17 protein-coding genes are annotated in these 21,956 nt (G+C 52.8%); 13 read left to right on the top strand and 4 right to left on the bottom strand.

Going from position 1 to position 21,956, the window contains the following annotated elements; translation table 11 throughout:
• Nucleotides 1-41: 41 nt before the first annotated feature.
• The gene (locus E1757_RS01845) at nt 42-2,267 is read right to left on the bottom strand and encodes a ribonucleoside-diphosphate reductase subunit alpha (RefSeq protein WP_133225113.1); all 2,226 of its coding nucleotides are present in this window, start codon (nt 2,265-2,267) and stop codon (nt 42-44) included.
• A gap of 637 nt (nt 2,268-2,904) precedes the next feature.
• On the opposite strand from E1757_RS01845, the gene E1757_RS01850 reads away from it, so the two are divergent.
• From E1757_RS01850 to E1757_RS01890, 9 genes are all read left to right on the top strand, one after another.
• On the top strand, nt 2,905-4,716 hold the full coding sequence (locus tag E1757_RS01850) for a cache domain-containing sensor histidine kinase (protein ID WP_246078975.1): 1,812 nt from the start codon (nt 2,905-2,907) through the stop codon (nt 4,714-4,716).
• On the top strand, nt 4,703-5,983 hold the full coding sequence (locus E1757_RS01855; RefSeq protein ID WP_246078976.1) for an ABC transporter substrate-binding protein: 1,281 nt from the start codon (nt 4,703-4,705) through the stop codon (nt 5,981-5,983). Before E1757_RS01850 ends, E1757_RS01855 begins: the two co-directional genes overlap by 14 nt.
• Nucleotides 5,984-5,986: 3 nt before the next feature.
• Entirely contained in the window at nt 5,987-7,165 is a 1,179-nt protein-coding gene (locus E1757_RS01860) for a response regulator (protein ID WP_133225116.1), read from the top strand.
• Nucleotides 7,166-7,280: 115 nt separating this feature from the next.
• Nucleotides 7,281-8,594, top strand: a complete 1,314-nt coding sequence (locus tag E1757_RS01865) for an ABC transporter substrate-binding protein (RefSeq protein ID WP_133225117.1) — start codon at nt 7,281-7,283, stop codon at nt 8,592-8,594.
• Nucleotides 8,595-8,754: 160 nt separating this feature from the next.
• A complete protein-coding gene (locus tag E1757_RS01870; protein ID WP_133225118.1) occupies nt 8,755-9,636 on the top strand; it encodes a carbohydrate ABC transporter permease in 882 nt (293 codons plus the stop codon).
• Between the two features lie 2 nt (nt 9,637-9,638).
• The gene (locus E1757_RS01875; RefSeq protein ID WP_425464811.1) at nt 9,639-10,526 is read left to right on the top strand and encodes a carbohydrate ABC transporter permease; all 888 of its coding nucleotides are present in this window, start codon (nt 9,639-9,641) and stop codon (nt 10,524-10,526) included.
• Nucleotides 10,527-10,803: 277 nt separating this feature from the next.
• Nucleotides 10,804-11,376, top strand: a complete 573-nt coding sequence (gene nikR, locus E1757_RS01880; RefSeq protein ID WP_133225119.1) for a nickel-responsive transcriptional regulator NikR — start codon at nt 10,804-10,806, stop codon at nt 11,374-11,376.
• Nucleotides 11,377-11,454: 78 nt separating this feature from the next.
• Nucleotides 11,455-11,859: a DUF2203 domain-containing protein gene (locus tag E1757_RS01885; RefSeq protein WP_133225120.1), complete on the top strand. Its 405-nt coding sequence runs from the start codon at nt 11,455-11,457 to the stop codon at nt 11,857-11,859.
• Nucleotides 11,860-11,893: 34 nt separating this feature from the next.
• A complete protein-coding gene (locus tag E1757_RS01890) occupies nt 11,894-13,576 on the top strand; it encodes a copper resistance CopC/CopD family protein (protein ID WP_246078977.1) in 1,683 nt (560 codons plus the stop codon).
• A gap of 29 nt (nt 13,577-13,605) precedes the next feature.
• On the opposite strand, the gene E1757_RS01895 is transcribed toward E1757_RS01890, so the two are convergent.
• A complete protein-coding gene (locus E1757_RS01895; RefSeq protein WP_133225121.1) occupies nt 13,606-14,826 on the bottom strand; it encodes an MFS transporter in 1,221 nt (406 codons plus the stop codon).
• A gap of 158 nt (nt 14,827-14,984) precedes the next feature.
• Entirely contained in the window at nt 14,985-15,905 is a 921-nt protein-coding gene (locus E1757_RS01900; protein WP_133225122.1) for an aldo/keto reductase, read from the bottom strand.
• A 260-nt stretch (nt 15,906-16,165) separates the two neighbouring features.
• Between E1757_RS01900 and E1757_RS01905 the strand changes: the two genes are divergently transcribed.
• Together E1757_RS01905 and lepB are read left to right on the top strand one after the other, a co-directional pair.
• Complete coding sequence (locus tag E1757_RS01905) at nt 16,166-16,600, top strand: hypothetical protein (RefSeq protein ID WP_133225123.1); 435 nt, start codon at nt 16,166-16,168, stop codon at nt 16,598-16,600.
• Nucleotides 16,601-16,701: 101 nt separating this feature from the next.
• The gene (gene lepB, locus E1757_RS01910; protein ID WP_133225124.1) at nt 16,702-17,232 is read left to right on the top strand and encodes a signal peptidase I; all 531 of its coding nucleotides are present in this window, start codon (nt 16,702-16,704) and stop codon (nt 17,230-17,232) included.
• A 64-nt stretch (nt 17,233-17,296) separates the two neighbouring features.
• Here the strand turns inward: lepB and E1757_RS01915 are convergent, their stop codons facing one another.
• On the bottom strand, nt 17,297-17,557 hold the full coding sequence (locus E1757_RS01915; RefSeq protein ID WP_246078978.1) for a hypothetical protein: 261 nt from the start codon (nt 17,555-17,557) through the stop codon (nt 17,297-17,299).
• A gap of 748 nt (nt 17,558-18,305) precedes the next feature.
• Here E1757_RS01915 and pheS point away from each other — a divergent pair.
• Nucleotides 18,306-19,340, top strand: a complete 1,035-nt coding sequence (gene pheS, locus E1757_RS01920) for a phenylalanine--tRNA ligase subunit alpha (protein ID WP_133225125.1) — start codon at nt 18,306-18,308, stop codon at nt 19,338-19,340.
• Nucleotides 19,341-19,361: 21 nt separating this feature from the next.
• The gene (pheT, locus tag E1757_RS01925) at nt 19,362-21,812 is read left to right on the top strand and encodes a phenylalanine--tRNA ligase subunit beta (protein ID WP_133225126.1); all 2,451 of its coding nucleotides are present in this window, start codon (nt 19,362-19,364) and stop codon (nt 21,810-21,812) included.
• Nucleotides 21,813-21,956: the final 144 nt, after the last annotated feature.

The raw sequence follows: 21,956 nt of genomic DNA on the forward strand, positions 1-21,956 counted from the left end.
CATTGCGGTGCCATAAGACATGCGCCGCGAGTGAAGCAACGTTATGCGGAGCAGCTTACGCAGTCTTCCACCTCAAGGCTCTTGTTGCGGCAGTAATATACGGTCTTCAGACCGTTTTCCCACGCGGCCATATACAGCTCGAGGAAATCTTTGGCAGAAAGCTCCGGCGTGATGTACAGGTTGAACGATTGCGCCTGGTCGATATGACGCTGGCGGGCGCCGGCCGCTTTAATGCTCCAAAGCTGGTCGATGCGATGCGCCTCCTTATAATACCACATCGTATCGCCGTTCAGGTTCGGCGCCGTTTGCGGAATGACGGCGTTTTTCTTTTCCTCGACGAAAAACTTGTTGAAGATCGGGTCGATGCCCGCAGTGGAGCCGGCGATCAGCGAAGTGGAAGCGGTAGGCGCGATCGCAAACATCCAGCCGTTGCGGACGCCGTGCTTGGCAACCTGCTCCTTCAGCTCGAGCCATTCCGGACTGTCGTATCCGCGGGATTCGAAGTAGGCGCCGGTCTGCCATTCGCTGCCTTCGAAAGCTTTATAGGCGCCTTTTTCCTTGGCAATTTCCATGGACGCCTTGATCGCGTAGAAGTTCATCCATTCATATACTTCATCTGCTTTGGCCACATGGTCGTCGGATTCCCAGACGATTTTCAGCTGCGCCAGCATTTGATGATAACCGCTGGAGCCGAGACCGACGGCGCGGTATTTCTTGTTCGTAATTTCCGCCTGCGGAACCGGGTAATAATTCAGATCGATGACGTTGTCCATCATCCGCATTTGCGTCGTGACGACACGCTCGATGTCTTCCTTGGTGTATACGCGGCCGAGATTGGTCGACGACAGGTTGCACACCACGAAGTCGCCGCTTTTGACTTGGTTCGTAATGATGCCGTCCTCATGAAACGTTTGAATGTGCTCGGTAGGGCTCATATTTTGACATATTTCCGTACACAGGTTCGAGCAGTAGATCATTCCCGCATGTTTGTTCGGGTTCGCGCGGTTGACCGTGTCGCGGAAGAAGATGAACGGCGTGCCGGTTTCGAAAGAGCTGGTCAAAATCCGCTTCATAATATCGATAGCCGGAATTTCTTCCTTCGACAGTTTATCGTCGTTCACGCAATCGAGGTAGCGGCGCTCCCATTCCTCGCCCCAGCTGTCCTCGATCGAGTAGCCTTTTAATTTACGCACTTCATGCGGATCGAACAAGCACCAGGTTCCTCTTTCCTGAACGGTTTTCATGAACAAATCCGGGATGCATACGCCCGGGAAAATATCATGCGCCTTCATCCGGTCGTCGCCGTTGTTGGTTTTCAGGTTCAGGAAATCGAGAATGTCCTTATGCCATACGTCGAGGTAGACGGCAACCGCGCCGGAACGCACGCCAAGCTGGTCAACCGCGATCGCCGTGTTGTTGTAGTTTTTAATCCACGGCACGACGCCTCCGGCGACGTTTTTGTAACCGCGGATATTGGAGCCGCGACTGCGTACTTTTCCGACATAGATGCCCATGCCGCCGCCATGCTTGGATACTTGCGCGAAGCTCTGGTCGACATTGTAAATACCCCACAGGTTGTCCGGTACCGTATCGATAAAGCAGCTGGACAATTGATGCAGCGGCTTGCGGGCGTTGGCGAGCGTCGGCGTAGCCACCGTCATTTCCAGATTGCTCAGCACATCGTAGAACTGCTTGGCCCATTTGAGCTTGTCGTTTTCCTTCATCGCCAGATGCATCGCCACGCCCATGAACAGCTCCTGCGGCAGCTCGAGAACATCCTTGTCGACGCCGCGGATCAAATAGCGGTCCGACAACGTTTTGAGTCCGATATAATTCAGCAGGTAATCGCGTTCGGGCTTGATATAGGCGCCGAGCTCTTGAATTTCTTCGCGGGAATAATGCTCCAATATGTACGTGCCGTATAACCCCATGTCCGTCAAATATGTAATAAGAGAATATAGATCGCCGTATCCGAAATGGCCGTATTTGCGGTTTAGACGGGCTTCTTTATAAAGATCGTAGGCGAGCAGCTTGGCGGCGACGTACTGCCAGCTCGGCTGTTCCACGCTTGTCTTTTCGACGGCAACCTGAATTAAGAGCCGTTGGATTTCTTTCGTGCTGATTCCGTTGCGGAACAACGGCAGCAGTGCAGTTTCCAGCTCAAGCGGATCGCATTCCGGATAAGCCTCGATGGCAAAATCGATTACTTTTTTCATTTTGGAAAATACGAGTTCCTCTTTGGTACCGTCTCTTTTAACTATAATCATCCTACTACCTACTCCTTCTCGAGCAAATGGGAAAAAGCCAACATGGTTTCCTTGCAAACAAGGATAAACGGCTTCGCCGTCCTTAAGGGACGAGCACGTTTGTCAAGTTTGTGCGAAGCCAAGTATGAGACTTATACTTTCTATTCAAATTAAAAAGCATGCCGCCTCCGATGTTCACAGGCACATGCCGGATACCGCCTCTCTATCCACGCTGGCGAAATCTCTCAAACAGGGAACCTATTGCCACAATATATAGTTATCCATAAAGCCGTAAGAAGAATTTACCTCAATATATGGTGCCTGTCAATCTATTAATTTTTTGGTATAAGAGATTTTTGGCAGCGCTTTCATTTAGACAGGTTTGCAGCATTTACGCTGTATCAGCGGATTTTCGGCGATGCTTGAGAGAGGAGAATGGCACGACAAAAAATGACTTAAAGCCTTAAAAAATAGGCGAATAGGCCTACTGTCCGCGGGTCGGTTTGCAAACAAAAAGTTTTCTTGTCGGAAAATGGCGATCAGGAGGAATACTTGGGAACGGGATAGAATTAGTTGTGTTCATAAGTCATTTATTTCCAAATATTCCTAATAAGAGATGCGATTGCTATCTCTTGAACCGAAGGAAGGAGGAGTGTCCATGCTTCGCCGTCCGCTGCCGATATTCGTCCAGCTGCTGGCCGGCATATTCGTGATCGCCGTATTAGTAATAGCGCTAACGAATATATTTAACTACCGTCTTGCCTCGCAAATGGTATTAAACCGGTCCGCGGGGTATACCCAGGAATCGGTCGAACAGCTGTCGGCCAAAATCGATGTATTGCTGCGGCAGTACGATCAATTTTCACAAATGATGGCGTTTGACCAAAGGGTGCAGCAAGCATTGACCGGCACATCCGGCATTCCGGCTGCTACGGATGCAATCGGACTAAACCGGTATATGGCGGAGAAGGTGCGCTATATTGCGAACGATATGCTTATTCATTTATTCGATCTTAAAGGCAATGCCTACGCTTCGAATGAGTCGCTCCAGCTATTTTGGCGCAACTACGATGAGCTGGGCTCGGTTACATGGTTCGGCAAGATCGACCGATTGGATGGACGGATGCTCTGGGTTTACGGCCCGGCCTGGCGGGACGGGGAAATTCCGGCCATTATCGGAGCAAGAAAATTGAAGGATCAGCTTGATTTGCAGGTGATAGGCGATCAATTCGTTGTTTTTCCGGTAGAGAAAATTAACAGAATTATCGGCGAGACGGGGCAGCGCATCGAACGGAAAGTTCAGGTGATGGATTCCTCCGGCAACATCGTTTATTCAACCGAGCACCGCGAGATAGGCACGGCCGCCGACCAGGGATTATTCGCGAAGTTTGGCGGCAATGCACAGCCGTTCTTCGAATGGACGACACGGGAAGAACACGAGCGAATGTATGTAACCTATGCCACGTCCTCTTATAGCGGCTGGACAACGATAGCCTATTTCAAGCGGGAAGCCGTGTACGGCGATGCGGTGCAAATATGGATCAATGCACTGCTGACGATTGCGGTAGGCATTGTAGTTGCGCTTATCCTCGTAGCCTATTTTACATGGAGCTTGACGAAGCCGATCCGTCATTTGGCAGGCGGGATGAACAGCATCGGCCGCGAACGTATTCTTCCGATAAAAAAGCGGTTTGCCAGCCGTGAAATATCATTTCTGTATGACAACTATAACCGGATGGTGAATCAGCTTGAAGAGGTCATTGAACGCTTGTCCGAACAGCAGATCAGCGAACAGCGAGCGCAGCTCGTAGCTTTAAAAGCGCAATTCCGCCCGCATTTCTTGTACAACTCATTGAATCTGATTTATTGGACGATCGAGGATAAGCGCTATGATGCGGCGCAGGAAATGACGCTTGCGCTAAGCGATCTGCTCCGTTACAGCATCCACCCGTCGTCAGAGCTGGTGACGCTGCGGGAGGACCTGGCCCAACTGGAACGCTACTTATTGCTCCAACGCTCGCGGTACGGGGAGAAATTCAGCGTGGATGTGGAGATTGAGCCTGGCTTGGAGGAGCAGCGGGTGATCCGCCTGGTGCTGCAGCCGCTCGTTGAAAATGCGTTCCATCACGGGCTGGAAAAAAAAGCCGGCGGCGATTGGTATATCCGGGTCAACTTATACAGCAGCGACGACAAGCTTGTTTGTTCCGTAGAGGATAACGGAGAAGGCATGGATGAAGCTGCATCGAGAGCGCTTGAAGCGCAGATACATGCCGAGCATTTGCTGGAGGAGAAGGGCGGCGGCATCGGCCTTACGAATTTGCATAAGCAAATCCGCGCTTATTTCGGCCTGCCTTACGGTCTCACTCTGTCGCAAAGCCCGCTTGGCGGCCTGCGGGTCGTTCTGACCTTGCCGCTGCATGCAGCGGGACATAACGCATTGCCAAAAGAAGGAGGGGATGGCGCTGCGTAACTTTCGTTGCATGGTTCCTGTCGCGTTCTTGCTGATGCTCGTCTTGTCTTCAACTGGATGCACGCCCCAGCTTGTGCTTCCTAATGCAGCCACGCCTGCAACAACGCTTCGCGTTTGGCTGTGGCCGGGCAGCGGTCTGGAAACATCCGTTAAAGCTTATGTATTAAGTCATCCGCATATAGACATTGAAGTCATCACCGCACAATTCGATGATATGGTGCCGAGCTTGATAACCTCGTTCGCTACCCGAAGCGATGCGCCTGACCTGGTCCTGCTGGACGTGTCGCAATTGAATCAGTTAAAACGGTTTCCGATGCATTTTTATAACTTATATGATTTCGGAGATGAGAGAGAGCACTACTTGGAATGGAAGTGGCGCCAGGCCGAGAGCAAGGACGGTAAAATGTTGTACGGAATGCCGGCCGATATAGGTCCCGTTGCCTTGGCTTACCGCTATGATTTGTTTCAAGCGGCCGGCTTGCCGTATGAGCGGACAGAGGTAGGCGATAAGCTTCGCAGCTGGGATGATTTGGAGAAGGCGGGGCTGCTGTTAAAACAGAAAACCGGCGTGTTCTTATTCGATAATTTAGCCAATGTGTATTCGACTTATATGAACCAGCTCGAAGATCCGTCCCGGACGGTGCTAAATGCCGGACATGAATCATTAAGCGCCCGCATGAAAGAGGCTTGGGAACGGGCCATCCGTTTTCATCGGCTTGGTTTAAACGCCGGACTGCCTTCGCAAACGCCTGCATGGGCGGAGGGCGCCGTTTCCGGTCAGTTTGCCGCTGTGCTTGCCCCGTCCTGGGTACATGGAGCGATGAAGAAGAATGCTCCCGCAACGAGCGGCAAATGGGATTTGGCCCGCGCTCCGGGACAGTCGTCCAATTGGCAGGGCAGCTTCCTCTCCGTTCCCAAGTCGAGCCGATATCCGAAAGAGGCGTATGAGCTTGCGTTATGGCTGACCGCGCCGCAGCAGCAGCTGAGCAATTTTATGGCAAACGGCAATTTTCCGTCCACGCCTGAATCGTATGCTTCGGCGAAATTTCTGGAAGTCCGCGATCCTTTTTTCCATAATGCTCCGGTGGGCCAATTGTATTCGTACTCGGCGCTGCGTTACAAAACCGAATATGAGGAAACGGACTACAGCCGCATGGACCGCATCGTGAGAGACGGGCTCCGCAGGGTGGAAGCGGAAGGGATGAATCCCGGGCAAGCATGGATTTCTGTCATTCAGCAAATAGATGAGCAAACCAAAGGAGAGTGAACCATGTTTCGTATACTTGTGGTGGATGATGAGCCGAATGTGAGAATACCGGTATGCAGGGTGCTTGCGGCGATGGAAGGCGTCAGTGCGGTATTCGAGGCTAAAGACGGCCTGGAGGCGTTCGAGGTGATGGAGCGGCATGAGATTCAATTAGTCATTACCGACATCCGAATGCCGGCCGTGGACGGGCTTCAGCTTGCGGCCCATATCCGTAATAAGTATCCGGAGACCGATGTGTATGTGCTGACCGGCCATGCGGAATTTGAATACGCGCTTAAGGCTGTGCAGCACCAAGTGACGGAATATTTGCTGAAGCCGCTCTCCAAGAAAAAACTTGAGGAAATTTATGCTTCGGCTTATTTGCGATACCGGCAGCGCAAGGAGGTTCTTCAGTTGAATGCGATCCGCAGTCAGGCGCTGCTGGAGAAACGCATCCACGATTTGCTTCACGATGTGCCGCTTCCGACCTTCGATGAAAATTTGATCCCTCCTTACGTTAAAATAGTGCTCGTTTCCTTTTCCACGAAGGAACTGCAATCACTTGGCGAGGCCAGCGTACGGTATTTTATTCGCGGCTGCGCGTATGAAGCTTTCAGCGGGCTGGGGACGGCTGTCGTCTGCCTGGAGGATCGGCTTATTACGGTTGTCTTATTCACGGAGCGCTACGATAAGGAAGCCTGGGACCTTCAGGTGAAGGAAACGGCAGTCTGGATTAGCGAGAAGCTCCGTCTGCCGGTTAAAATCGGCTACGGAGGCGATGCAACGGACATCAAAGACCTCAGCCTGATGTATATCCGCAGCATGATCAGCTTAGGATTCACCGAATTGTCCCGAAGGACGGACGCCGGAGAAGCGATCGCCCCGATTGTGCGGGCGCTGCTCGCCTATGTTCACAAAGAATATGCCGGCGGGGCGCAGCTTGCCGATTTTGCCCAAATTCATCAAGTCAATGCGAACTATTTGAGCAATTTATTTCATCAGGAGATAGGCCTCACTTACTCGCAATACTTAACCCAATACCGTCTGACTCAAGCCAAACGGCTGCTCCGGGAAACGCATCTTAAAATGTATGAGATATGTGAATTGGCCGGATACAAGGATCCGGCATATTTCAGCCGCATGTTTAAAACGGTGGAAGGCATATCGCCGAACGATTATCGGACAGCCTCGGTAAGTTCCTAACAATACTGCAAGAAATCGAAGAATGGTCACCTATACTCGCAAACAGGCCGCAACCTATAATACTTGCAAGGGCTTTCATTGGGGGCCGACTTACTTATTGAAAGGAGCGTTATCGATGAAAAGGTTGCTGAATGGAAAGTCATTTTTTCCGGTATTGTTATCGCTTGTTCTGCTTCTAAGCGCATGCGGTGCGGATGGCGGAAATGCCGCCAAGCCTGCTGATGGGGCGCCGAAGGGTAACGACGGCAAAAAAGTTCAATTGCAAATGTGGTTTTGGCAGGGGGCTTCGTTCGAAAAAATTATACCTGAGTTCAATAAAACGCATCCGAACATCGAGATCATTCCGCAAATCTACAAATGGGAAGATTCCCACAGCAAGCTGCTGACCGCTTTGTCCGCCGGCTCGGGAGCACCCGACATCGCCATGATCGATATTTCGCAGATCGACCAATTTTTAAAATATCCGGATAAATTTTATGATTTGAATGAATTCGGCGCCAAAAGTCTCGCGAAAGATTACTTGGAATGGAAATGGAAGCAATCGACGGTCGGAGATAAGCAGTTAGGCTTGCCTACGGATATCGGACCGATGGTCATGTACTACCGCCAAGATTTATTCCAGCAAGCCGGACTTCCTTTCGAGCCGAACGACGTGTCGGCCAAAATCAAAAACTGGGATGATTTCCTGGCTGCCGGCAAGGTGCTCAAGGAAAAAACCGGCACCAATATTTTATCCAACCCGTATGAGCTGTACGGCGCAATCCGCGACCAGGGCAACGAGCTTTATTTTGACAAAGACGACAAGCTGATCATCGATTCGAATCCGCAAATTAAAAAGGCGTTGGAGTATTATAAAAAAGCGCGGCAAATGGATATTGCAGGCGCCTTCGATCAAAAAAATGCGCTGCAGGAATATTCGGCGGCACTAAATTCTGGCAAAATAGGCACCTATATTTCCGCCGCTTGGGGCCGCGGTCATGTTGAAACAAGGGCTCCCGATACGAAAGGAAAATGGCGTGCCGCTAAAATACCGGAAGGCACCGGAAATATGGGGGGCTCCTTCTTGACTTTGCCCAAGCAGGGGAAATATGCCAAAGAAGCGTATACGGCAATCAGCTGGCTGCTAACGCCTCAGCAGCAGCTCGAAGTATTCAAGCTGTCGGGCAACTTCCCTTCGACTCCATCGATTTACGGGGATAAGGCAATCACGGAACAAGGTTATGAATTTTGGGGCAATCAGAAGCTGGGTGTTCTGTTCTCCGAAGTAGCGAAAGAAGTGAAGGTTCAACGGAAAGGTCCGGATTATCAGACCGTTGAAACGATGATTAGCGACGGTATGCAAGCCGTAACGGTCGATAAGGGCAAGGACCCTGACAAAGAATTTGCGGCGCTCATAGAAAAGGTCAAAGCCAAGCTGAAAAACAAGTAACCGGTATGCCAGCCGGCAATTGATATAAAACTTAGGGCAGGGTGAGGTGCAGGAACACCTGCAGGGCTCATCCTGTTTTCTTTTTCAGTCATCTTGACAAACGCGCCCGTCCCCTATGGACGGCGAGGCAGTTTATCTTGACACCGGGAGGGTGTGAACGATGAAGGCATTAAGGCAATATGCGGCTCCTTACCTGATGATCTCGCCATTTTATTTGTTATTTCTTATTTTCGGGCTGTTTCCGATATTATTCTCGCTCTATTTGGCTTTCCATGCTTGGGACGGGCTGGGGCAGATGGAATTCGTGGGTCTGCGCAACTTCCGCAATTTGCTGACGGACGATCCGGATTTCTGGAATTCGGTGGGCAATACGTTCGTCATCTGGTTTTTGTCTACGGTGCCTCAGCTGTTTATGGCGCTCGTCGTTGCGTTCTTGTTAAACGCATCATTCATGAAGTTTAAAAATACGTTCCGCGCGATTTTCTTTTTGCCCAATATTACATCGATTGTTGCGGTAGCCATCATTTTCGGATCGTTTTTCGGGGCGCAGTTCGGGCTGCTGAACGGGGTGTTTTCGGCGCTGGGGCTGCCCAAAATCGACTGGATCAACGACACGTTTTGGGTCAAGGTCGCCATATCGCTCATGGTCATTTGGCGCTGGACAGGTTATAACGCGATTATTTATTTGGCCGGGCTGCAGAGCATTCCTGCCGACCTGTACGAGGCCGCTACCATTGACGGGGCGAACAGGCCGCAGCAATTCGGCTATATTACGCTGCCGCTGCTGCGTCCGATTATTTTATTTACCGTCATTTTATCAACGATCGGGGGCATGCAGCTTTTTACAGAGCCTGCAATTCTTGTAGGCGCGTCCGGCGGCGCGACAAAGGGCGGTCTGACGCTTGTCCTTTACTTATACAATCAGGCGTTCGGCAATCATCTGTTCGGATACGCTTCGGCTATTGCCTGGATGCTGTTTCTTATTATTGCGGTCTTTTCGTTCTTGAACTGGAAGTTCGTTTCCAAAGGGGGAGGGATCTGATTATGGCGAACTCTACGGCATCGAAGCCGTCAGCGGCATTGCGGGTTCCTCCTGCGGTCTCGAGGCGTACTTTTCGGCCCGGCACGGCTTTGGTCTATATAGGCATGTGCCTGGGATCATTGATTTCATTATTTCCGTTCTATTGGCTGTTCGTTATGTCCACGGCTACGACGGCCGATATGTTCCGGTTTCCGCCGCGTTTGGTGCCGGGGGATCAGCTGCTGGTCAATATCGGCAAGGTGCTGGACCGCGTCGGTTTTTTCCAATCGTTTGGCAATTCGTTGGTCGTCGCCGGCATGCATACGTTGATTGTATTATTTTTTTGTTCGATGGCGGGCTTTGCGTTTGCGAAGTTCCCTTTTCCGGCCAAAGGACCGCTGTTTCTGTTTTTGCTGCTCACCATGATGGTACCGCAGCAGCTGGGCTTGATCCCCCAGTTTATCATTATGCAGAAGCTCGGCTGGATCAACGAGCTGAAGGCGTTAATTATACCGGGAGCAGCAAGCGCATTCGGCATATTTTGGATGAGGCAGTATTCCCAATCGGTCATTCATGACGAATTGATCAATGCCGGACGGATCGACGGCTGCAACAGCTTCGACCTGTACTGGCGCGTCGCGCTGCCCATTTTGAAGCCTGCGCTGGCAACGCTGGGCATCATTACATTTCTGGGCTCGTGGAACGATTACTTATGGCCGCTTGTTGTGATTTCGGTGCAAAATAAATTTACGATTCAAATGCTGATCGCTTCGATGAACGGAGTTTACAGCACCGACTACTCGATGGTCATGGCCGCTACCTTGATGGCAACCGTTCCCTTAATTATTGTGTTTGCTCTATTCAGCAGGCAGTTTATTTCCGGTTTGATGCAAGGATCGGTCAAGGATTAAGGGAACTGACTCTTTCGGTTGCCATACGCTTGTTCTCATTTAGAGCTTGTGATCATGAAAATGAGCACCTTATCACGCTTGGTGATGGAAGGTGCTCATTTCTTATTCCCCGGACCTTAATTGGGCTCCCGGCAAGTCATTCGGATCCGTCGTCCCGTCAGCAGCTTTTTAACATATGTGTGAATAGCTTGGATTGCGAGTTCCGAATATGCTACATTTAATGTTAAGCTACACAATCGGAACAGACATAGAACCGTCCGGCAAAGGGGAGAGGTCGATGAATGAGAAAGAAACGCTTGTCCGGTTCGGCATTTCGATGCCGCAATCGCTGATCGAGCAGTTCGACGCATTAATTGTTGATCAAGGGTACGACAACCGTTCCGAAGCTGTCCGCGATTTGGTGCGGAGAGCTCTGCTGGCGCCTGCCCATATCGTTTCGGAGCAGTTGGCGGCAGGAACGATTGTTATGGTGTACGACCATCATGTCAGTGATTTGCCGATCGTTCTGACCGATTTGCAGCATGACTATCACCAGGAGATTAACTCTACCCTGCATATTCATTTGAACCATCACCAATGCCTGGAGGTTATTGTCGTGAGAGGGGTCGTCCGCAGACTCCGCGAGCTTCAGCAGCGGATACAGGTGCTGAAAGGAGTGGCGTACGCCGAGCTATCCGTGACGCATGTGGACGGACAGGATCAGACTGCTTCCAAACATACCGGCGGCCACGAGCACGCGCATGCCGGCAGTCCGCACACGCACGATCATCGGCATGAGCATGACGGCAGCGGCTCGCCCAAGCACGACCACCGGCATGATGACGGCGCTTCGGACGACAGTCGTCAATAATCGGCGCGGCGGTACCGGTAAAAGCGCGAGCGGATGGCATAGATTCAGGCAACCCATTCGAACCCGGAGGTAAATCGGATGAAAATTTATTATACCGTAGCTGAGGCGAACTCGATGCTCCCTATGGTCAAGGCTGAGCTGGAGAAGCTGCAGGGCATCAAACGGCAGTTTCGCGAAAAGTATGAAGAGCTGCGGCGGCTGAAGGACTACTTTCAGAAGCACGGGGTGCCGCAAGGCAGCGACCCTTACTTCACCTTGGAATGCGAAATGGACTTTTTGCAGGTGGAAGGCAATACGCTTCTCAGCAGCTTTGAGCTCAAGGGAGTGCAATTGAAAGATATCGACAGCGGACTCGTCGATTTCCCCGCTTTGCTGAAAGGCCAGGAGGTGCTGCTTTGCTGGCGGCAGGGCGAGGAGCGGGTGGCGCACTACCATGGACTGCACGACGGCTTTGCAGGCAGAAAAAAGCTGACGGACGAATAGTCGTCCGAAAGAAGGGCGGGAGGACTTAACGCATATGGCAAGCTCAACAGCATGTATGGCTTGGAACGAACGGCTTTCATCGCGATGGAAAAGATGGCTTGCGCTGCTGCCGATCCTGGCTATAGGGCTGCTCGTTTTACTGGGATTGCCCGGCAGGGTATGGGCGCATGCCAGTCTGACGAATGCCGTTCCGGCGGCGAACGCGGAGCTGCAGCAGGCGCCCAAAAGCATTCATTTGACGTTCAACGAAAGGCTGGAGGACGGCGTATATTATATTAAGGTGCTCGACGCCAAAAAAAAGCCGGTTACGGATAAAGCCGCAGCATTAAACGCGACCCGTACGGAGGTAGAGCTGGATCTGCCGGCTTTGGCCCCGGGCAGTTATTTGGTTTCTTATCATGTTATTTCGGCGGACGGCCATCCGGTTGAGGGCACCTACTTGTTCGCTGTGGGCCAAAGCTTGAGCGAGCAGCCGATCGAGGTGCCTGCCAATGCAGAGCATCTGCATTCGGGCGGATTGTCGCAAAATATGAGCCTGCTGGACATCGTCAGCTACTTGTCCCGGATTCTTTACTATATCATGATGCTGCTGTTTACGGGCTGGGTGCTGTGGTTGCGCTTCGGGCTTCAAGGTATGGACGGTTCGCGCCCGGCGCTCGAGGGCTGGACGGTTCAGCTGCAGCGCGGCTATTTGCTTGCTTTTTTGTTCTTTATGTTTGTACATATATACGCGATGATCGGCTCCGGCGGGCCGCAGGCAATGAAGGCTCTCTTTACGTCGACCTCGATCGGCTACTTATGGTTGGCATCGCTTGCGTTGTCATTGCTCAGCTTTGTGGTTTTATATCGCAATCTATGGCTCGATCTGCTGTGGCTTGTCCTGCTGTGGCTGTGCAAAAGCTTAAACGGCCACGCTGCGGTATTCGCGCCGCAATCGCAAACGATCGTTCTCGATCTGGTTCATCTGGCTTCAGCGGCTTTATGGATGGGCGGTCTGCTGATGCTGCTGGTGCTATGGCGCCGCAGCAAGGAGGACGGCGCTTTGTTTTTTCCGCGGTTTTCGTCGGCGGCTCTTATTTCCATTGTATTGTTGATCGTATCCGGCGTGTTGACCGTGTTCGTATTTTTGCCGGACGTCAAATACATTGTCGAAACACAATGGGGCAAGCTGCTGCTGGTCAAAAGCGCGCTCGTTCTGCTGGTCGTCATAACCGCGGCGTCGCTGCGCCTGCTGTACCGGAAGCATGGGCAGCTTCGGAAGGTATCCTATCTGCTCAAGCAGGATGCGGCGCTGGCGCTCCTCATCGCATGTATCGTCGGCATATTTACCTATTTGACGCCGCAGCCGGCTAATGAGCCGTTAAACTGGCATGTGATGGGCGAGAAAATTCACATGACCGCGCAAATAACGCCGAACGCGCCCGGCGTGAATGAGATCACGGTTAAAGTATGGCTGCCGGAGAAGCTGGGACAGCCGAAGCAGGTTCTGTTCAAGCTGCGCAATCCGGACTTGCCGGACATTGCCCCGATCGAGGTGCCGCTTCAGCCGGTGCAGGAGCCGGTCAACAGCTACGAGGAATCGTACGGCATGAAAAAGCACACATATAAAGCAAAAGGCTCCTATTTGCCATATCCCGGCTACTGGAATATCGAGATTCGGGTCATGGACAGCAACGACGACGAAACGGTTTATGAAAAGCAGATCAGGCTGTTTTAACGATATTCCGGACTTGCCCGTTCTTTCGGCTATCCTTTTGCCGTAGGCGCCGGGGCACCCTGCGGAACGGGCTGGGACGCGGAAATGGCTGCGGGAGCTGCCTGCCGATCCTCGCTTGCCGCCGAGCGGATGCTGAAGAAAAACAGCAGCCGTGCTGCCGCAATAACAACAAAGCAGCCCCAAATCGGCATAACGGCAAGCAGCGCTCCCGACATCAGCGCCCCGATTCCGTTGCCGGCGTTCATGACCAGCTGAAAGTCGGAGAAGTAGACCATCTCCTTGCGATGCTTGGCCGCTTCCTTCATCATAATCGTTTGGGATGCGACCTCATTGACGGCCAGGCATACGCCGACCCACCCCTGTATAACGAGCAGCAGCCAGAACGACCCGATAAATCCGTACGGCAGCAGCGCGAGCGCCATGCCGATGATGGCTGTCGCATAGACGCGCATCGTGCCGAAGCGCTCCATGCACATACGAGCCACAGGCAGCAGCAGTGTCGATACGATACCGGCAATAATGACAAAATAAGCGATCTGCGTATTGCTCAGCTTCAGCACATTGACGTGGTAAATGACGAGCAGCGGGGTAACCATCGCAATGCCCGCATTGTTGAGCCCGAGCCACCACATTTTCCGGTCGCATTCCTGAAACGGCCTCACCATAGTGAGCTTGATCGGCTGTTTCTCCCTGGGCGCGAGCTCCGCCATCAGCGACATCCCGGCAAAGGTGGACACGCAGCCGACCAGCATCGAAAACAAATAGTTTTTCGGAAACATCCAATTGTACGCATCGAGGTATTGGCCGATCGCAAAGCTCCCGAGGGTAACAATGACGATACCGATAATTTTGTTGTTGCTGAAAATTTTAGGGAAGTCGCCCGGCGCTACCCACCGCCGCAGCAGAGCCGGCTTCTGGGCATCGGATACCATGACGGACACCGCGTTTACAGACCAGAAAAATAACAGGTACGGGATTGGATTCGGAAGCAGCACCGAGAAGGCCATGCATAAAAAGGCGAACTGGCGGATGTAGCCGCCGGCAAGAAAAACGCCTCTTGTTACCGGCAATTGTCGCGTCAGAAACGCTAATGACAATGCGCAGAACAGAGGCGGGAGCGAGGTTGAAAGCGTTATTTGAAAATCGGTTGCACCCAGTCGGGCGATCAGTACTTGTAAAAAAGTAAAGAAGAAAACGTTTTTCATGTTTTGCAAAGCGGCATCCAAGTATATGCGGGTCGACAGCTTCATCGGTTATTCAAGACCTTTCTGCTCTGGGTGCGGAGCGGCCATACGGCTCCGTTCTATGCATTCACCGATAGCATAACGCGATCGCACGGCCATTTACATGGACGGTTCTGTCGAAAAACATGGATTATTATGCCTTTATTGTGCAGCCGCCTGTCGGCCTATTCCTTCCAGTTTTGCGGGTGCAGCTCGGAAGCGTACTGCGCTGCGGCCGTATTGGACACGACCTGCTCGGGACTTTTGCAGCCTGGAATTACCGCAGTCACCGCAGGATGCTTCAAGCACCAGGCAAGCGCCCATGTGGCCATATCCATCCCTTGCGGCACTTCATGCTCCTGTATGCGTCCAACCTCCTCCAATCTTTTGAAGGTCAGCTCCTTGTCGTGATTGTTGCGCACGTCGTTTTCGGCGAACACCGCGCCGGGCTTGTATTTGCCGCTCAAATAGCCGCTGGCCAGCGGAACCCGCGCGAGCACGCCCAGATCCTGTTCAATGCAGGACGGGAACACTCTTTCTTCAGGCTTCCGGTCCAGACGGTTGTACACCACTTGAATCGCTTTGGAGTTTACCTTGGTCGATGCCGCAGTCTGATGCAGGTTGTCGTTGCTGCCGATCGAGGTGCCCAGGTGCCTGATTTTTCCGGCCTGCACCTGCTTGTCGAGTACAGTCCATAATTCATCGTTGTCGAATGATTCATCGGTCCCGGAATGGAATTGGTACAAGTCTATGTAGTCCGTGCGCAGTGCTTGAAGCGACGCGTCCAGTTGCTGTAGCACTTGGGAGGCGGACCAAAGCTGGTCGCGTTGGAAATTTTGCGTAAAATGATGGCCGAATTTCGTCGCGATGACCCAATCTTCGCGGCGGCTGCGGGCGATATAGCTGCCGATAAGCCCTTCCGAAACGTGGTCGCCGTAGCACTCAGCCGTATCGATCAGGTTGATGCCCGACTCGCGAGCCTGATCCAAAACCGCATTCGCTTCCTGCTGCGAAAATTGCTTGCCCCATTCGCCGCCGAACTGCCACGTCCCTACGCCGATGACCGAAACCTTCATATTGGTTGCGCCTAACCGTCTGTACTTCATTTCCAATCCCTCCTGGCCATGATTTTGGTTAAACCGTCATAACGCTGCATAGAGCCGCAGCGTCCATTCTTTATTGTAACGGTTTATTTTAGGTGAAGTCAAAAGGCGGCCTGCAGTTGAAAATCGTCCGGATTTCGAATAAAATATTGCAAAATAATCCAAATTACTAAGGAAGCGGAGGCTCCGCGGCTCCTGCCGAAAGACTGATCAAAGCTGACGAGCCTGCTTTCCTGAGGAAAGCAACCGGGAGGATTAGGCATATGCGAAAACAAATGATGCTGCTGCTTGTAGTGATGTTTGCACTGTTATCGGGATTAACGGCTTGTACCAAAACGAACAAGGGAGCGTCCGGCCCAGCCGTGCTTCAAGGTCAATCGGAGCATTGGAAGGTCGTTCTGGAGTATACCCCCCAGGGGAACTCGCTGGAAGAAACGGTCACCGTACAAACGTCAATCACCGAGCAAACGATCAGCGAAATGACCGCAACGATCAACCATAAAAATCAAAAGCCCGTATCGTACCAGATGATCGAGCCGGAAATGTTCAAGGGCGGGCAGCCGATCAAGTTCCCCGATAAAAGCGCGGTCGCCGACTGGAAAGATACGGAGCAGGTCGAAATCGAATGGAAGACGGGCGACAGGCGATACAAGGAGTACATATCCGTTGCCAATGCTGCGGCGGCTCCGGCCAAATAACCGGAATAGCCGATCGGAAAAAAATTTATGTCTCTTTAATATTAAGTCGGCCGATATCATGTATGGTAGGAGTAGACTTATATAGAAGGAGTGGGAGCGGAATGCGCCAAGCAATAAAACGTTGGGTAAAGGAATGGATACCGACGTTAGCGATAACCGCTGCCGTCAGCATAACGTTCAATACGTATGTAGCGCAGGGGATGACGGTGCCGACCGGATCCATGCTGCCGACCATCCAGTTGCAGGATAAAATTTTGGTGGAAAAAATGGTGGCGCTCACCGATTTTGGGTTCGGCGATGTTGTCGTGTTTTATCCGCCGCTGCCCGGCCACGAGCAGGAACGGTATGTGAAACGAATGATCGGGCTGCCGGGGGATACGATCGAAGTTAAGGACGGCGAGCTGATACGCAATGGCGAGCGCGTAGACGAGCCGTATGTAAAAGAGAAAATGAATTACAGCTTCGGTCCCGTCCGGGTGCCGGCGGACCATTACTTATTTTTGGGGGATAACCGCAACGACAGTCTGGACTCGCATCTGTGGCCGACGCCATTCGTATCCAAGGACAAGCTGATCGGCAAAGTGATGTTCCGTTATTTCCCGTTCGCCCATATCGGCGCATTGGAATCTTAATACCGTGCCGATGAGGTAACCGCACCTCCGCCAAACGGAATTTGAGCGGAGGCGCAATGCCGCATTATCTTTTTTTGGAACGGAGCTGCGAGGTTTTCGCTTTAGCTGCCGAGCGGCGTTTTTTTGATTTCACGCTGTATACGGTGCACATTTGATCTTTGGTCGAGACCGTGTAAATATGATGAGGCACAGGCACGCAGTGATGCTGTCTAATGACCTCGATAGGTTGAACGACCTGTACGAGTTGAGGATGGTAGTAGTTTTCATACATTGTGATCGGCGGATCGAACACAGTTTGCGTCGGACACTCCGGACAAAAAGACATCGGTATCATCTCCTTTTGATGGGTATGTGACACTATACGCCAGCGGATAGGTTCCGGTCTGTACGATCGTCCCGGTAGCAAATACCTATTTATTAGGGACATGACTATGGGATTGCGGCAAAAAGCGCGATGCCGCTTGCATCCTGCCGCGATTTTGCTTATAATACACAGTGAACTCGTTCAGCTTAGCTGAACATCGGGGAATCAGATGGGGACTCTACCCCACCTGATTCAAGACCCACCTTAGAGGTGGGGGCTTAACCCGATAAAGTCGTATTCGGATAAAGTTTCATACAACGAAATGCATTGACGGAGAAAAGTAAGCAGTGCCTCTTTACAGGGAGGAGCCGCCGGAGACTGAGAGCGGTTCTACAGAAACAGGCTGCCGAAGTTCGCTCCCGAGCAGACCTTTGAAACCGGACGGCAACGGCCGGCAAGTAGGAGGAACCGGCCAGGAACGCTCGCGTTCGGGAACCGTTATGTTCAATGAGCGGAAAGCTTCTCGCTTTTGCGTCTAAACCGATACGGAATACCGTCGGCTGCGACATAAGAACGTGCTTTTCGAAATAAGGGTGGTACCACGGCTTTTTCGTCCCTGATCCGGGATGGAGGAGCCTTTTTTGCGTTTCCCAAAAAAGTACGAGTCTTGCACTTGTTTCTCACAACCTTGACAAACCAGCTCGTCCCGAAGGACGGCGAAGCCGTTTATTCTTGGTTCGTTATCATGATTACAAGGAGGATAAACACAATGAAAGAACGTTTGGAGGCTTTAAAGGCGGAAGCGCTGCAGGAGCTGGCGCAAGTAACGAGCCAACAGCAGTTGAACGACATGAGGATCAAATATTTGGGCAAAAAAGGACCGTTGACCGAAATTTTGCGCGGGATGGGCGCATTGAGCGCCGAGGAGCGTCCGGTGATCGGCCAAGTGGCGAACGATGTGCGCGGAGCGATTGAAGCCGTCATCGAAAGCAGGCAAGCCGAGTATCAGCAGGCGGAAACCGAAGCGCGGCTGCGCGCGGAGACGATCGACGTGACACTGCCCGGAAGGCCGGCCACGGTTGGCGCGGCGCATCCGATCAGCAAGGTCATTCAGCAGATCGAAGATATTTTTATCGGCATGGGCTATACGGTAGCCGAAGGTCCCGAGGTCGAGCACGATTATTACAACTTTGAGGCGTTGAACCTTCCGAAAAATCATCCGGCGCGCGATATGCAGGACTCCTTTTACGTGACGGACGAAATATTGATGCGTACGCATACGTCGCCGGTTCAGGTACGGACGATGGAAAAAATGAAAGGTGAAGTGCCGGTCAAAATTATTTGCCCGGGCCGCGTGTATCGACGCGACGACGACGATGCGACACACAGCCACATGTTTACGCAGATCGAAGGGCTTGTCATCGACCGCAACATTCGGATGAGCGACTTGAAAGGAACGCTGCTTCAGTTCGTGCAGGAGCTGTTCGGCAAGCAGACGCAAATCCGGATGCGCCCGAGCTTTTTCCCTTTCACGGAGCCGAGCGCCGAGGTCGATGTGACCTGCGCGATGTGCGGCGGCGCAGGCTGCCGGGTATGCAAGCATAGCGGCTGGCTGGAAATTCTCGGGTCGGGGATGGTGCATCCGCGCGTGCTGGAAATGGCCGGCTACGATCCGGAGGAGTACAGCGGCTTTGCATTTGGCATGGGCGTCGAGCGGATTGCGATGCTGAAGTACGATGTCGAGGACATACGTCATTTTTATACGAACGACCTTCGGTTCCTGAAGCAGTTCGTACATTTGTAAGAGAGAGGAGCGTGAGCGGGCATGAAAGTATCGTACCAATGGTTGTCCCAATATGTGGACGTGAGCGGATATACGGCTGCAGAGCTGGCTGAAAAGCTGACTCGCAGCGGCATCGAGGTTGATCTCGTGGAGGACCGCAATAAAGGTGTGGAGGGCGTAGTCGTCGGTTACGTCAAAACGCGCGAAAAGCATCCCGATGCGGATAAATTGAGCGTATGCACCGTCGATATCGGCCAGAGCGACGATCTGCAGATCGTTTGCGGCGCGAAAAATGTGGATGCCGGGCAAAAGGTGCCGGTAGCCGTCGTCGGAGCGAAGCTGCCGGACGGGCTGAACATCAAGCGCGCCAAGCTGCGCGGCGTTGAGTCGCAGGGCATGATCTGCTCGGCCAAGGAGCTCGGATTGAACGACAGGCTGCTCCCAAAAGAAATTCAGGAAGGCATCCTTGTGCTGCCCGGGGATACGAAGATCGGCGATACTATTTTGGATGTGCTGGCAATCAACGACCGGGTTATGGATCTCGATCTGACCCCGAACCGTTCGGATTGCTTGAGCATGCTCGGGGCCGCTTATGAAATCGGCGCGATTCTCGGCCGCGAAGTCAAGCTTCCCGATGCCGAGCGGCTGCTTGACGCCAGCGGAGCCGATGTACAAGCATCCAGCCGCATTTCCGTCGAAATTACGGCCAAGGAGCAATGCTCGCACTATGCCGCGCGCTTGATCGAGGGCGTGACCATCGGTACTTCGCCGCTGTGGATACAAAACCGGCTCATGGCGGCAGGCATCCGCCCGATCAACAATATTGTCGACATCACGAATTATGTGATGCTCGAATACGGCCAGCCGCTGCATGCGTTCGACGCCGATAAGCTAGCGGACGGCCATATCGATGTGCGCTTGGCGCGGCAGGGCGAAAAGCTGGTGACGCTCGACGGTGCCGAGCGCACGCTGGAGCCTCACATGCTGTTGATTACGGACGGCGTTAAGCCGGTCGCGATTGCAGGCGTCATGGGCGGCGAAAATTCCGAGGTAACCGGCGGAACAACGCGGATTTTGCTGGAATCGGCCAAATTCGACGGCGGCTCGGTCCGTAAAACGTCGCGTCAGCTCGGACTTCGCTCCGAGGCGTCCTTGCGCTTTGAGAAGGAAGTCAATCCGGAAGCCGTTATTCCGGCATTGAACCGCGCCGCCGCATTGATGAGCGAATTTGCGGGCGGACAGGTCGCGGCTGGCATCGTAGAAGCGGCCGCGCAGCAGCACCAGCCGGTGCGGATCGAATTGTCGGTCGGACGCATTAACGATTACTTGGGAACGGCATTGTCCGCCGAGCAGGTGAAATCGATTTTCGACCGTCTGAGCTTTAACGCCGAAGCGGCTGGCGATGTGTTTACGGTGCATGTGCCGAGCCGCCGCGGGGACATTACAAGAGCCGTTGATCTGATTGAGGAAGTGGCGCGCCTTCACGGCTACGACAATATACCGACAACGCTGATGACAGGCGTCACGACGCCGGGAGCGCTCACGAAGGAGCAAACGATCCGCCGTCTGGCGCGCAATTTGTTGACCGGCAACGGGCTGCATGAGGCGATTACGTATTCATTTACGCATCCGCAGCAAATCGGCGAATTCCCGGGGGCATACATTGGCGCGCAGCCGGTAGCTTTGGCCATGCCGATGAGCGAGGAGCGCAGCGCGCTGCGGACGAGTCTGATTCCGCATTTGCTCGACGCCGCCGCATACAATCGTAACCGGAACATAAGCGATGTGTCGCTGTTCGAAATCGGCAAAGTGTTCGTGACGGATGAATCAGCGCTTACACGGCTGCCGGACGAACGATTGATGCTGGCCATGTTGTTGACGGGCAAGCGTCAGGAAACGCACTGGAGCGGCAAATCGGGCGAGGTCGATTTTTACGATCTGAAGGGCGTATTCGACGGGCTCGCCGGTTATTTGGGCTTGTCGGCTAAGATCGGATACGAAGCGGCGCAGCCGGACGGCTTTCATCCCGGACGCGCGGCGCATATCGTGCTGAACACGGCGGAAGGGCCGAAAACGCTCGGAACGCTCGGACAGCTTCATCCCGAGCTGCAGCAGAAGAAGGATTTGGCCGACACGTATGTGCTTGAAGTGGAATTCAATGCTTTGGCAGCATATGCCGACGAGCATATCACCTACCGTCCGCTGCCCCGTTATCCATCCATCGGCCGCGACATGGCCGTTGTCGTCAACAAGGAAGTGCAGGTCGGCGATTTGACGGCAAAGGCGAGCGAAACGGCAGGCGATCTGCTGGAATCGATTCAAGTGTTCGACATCTATACCGGCGACCGTCTTGGAGCCGACAAAAAAAGCGTGGCACTTGCGCTGGTTTACCGTACTCCCGACCGTACGCTGACCGATGAAGAGGTAAGCGAGCTGCATGCGAAGGTCGTCGCAACGCTAGAGCAGTCATTCGGGGCGGAACTGCGCAAGTAAACGATAATTCGTCCGTCCAAAATTGACAAAACTATGCTTGCTACAGAAGGAAAAGCGGTTCCTCGTATCGAATTAATCTGAGATACGAGGAATTTTTTTGTTTATATAATCAGATAAGCGGTTTTCCGCAAAAAGCGGCGGCGG

This window comes from Paenibacillus piri (assembly GCF_004354045.1).
In the GTDB taxonomy this organism is placed as follows: Bacteria; Bacillota; Bacilli; order Paenibacillales; family NBRC-103111; genus Paenibacillus_S; species Paenibacillus_S piri.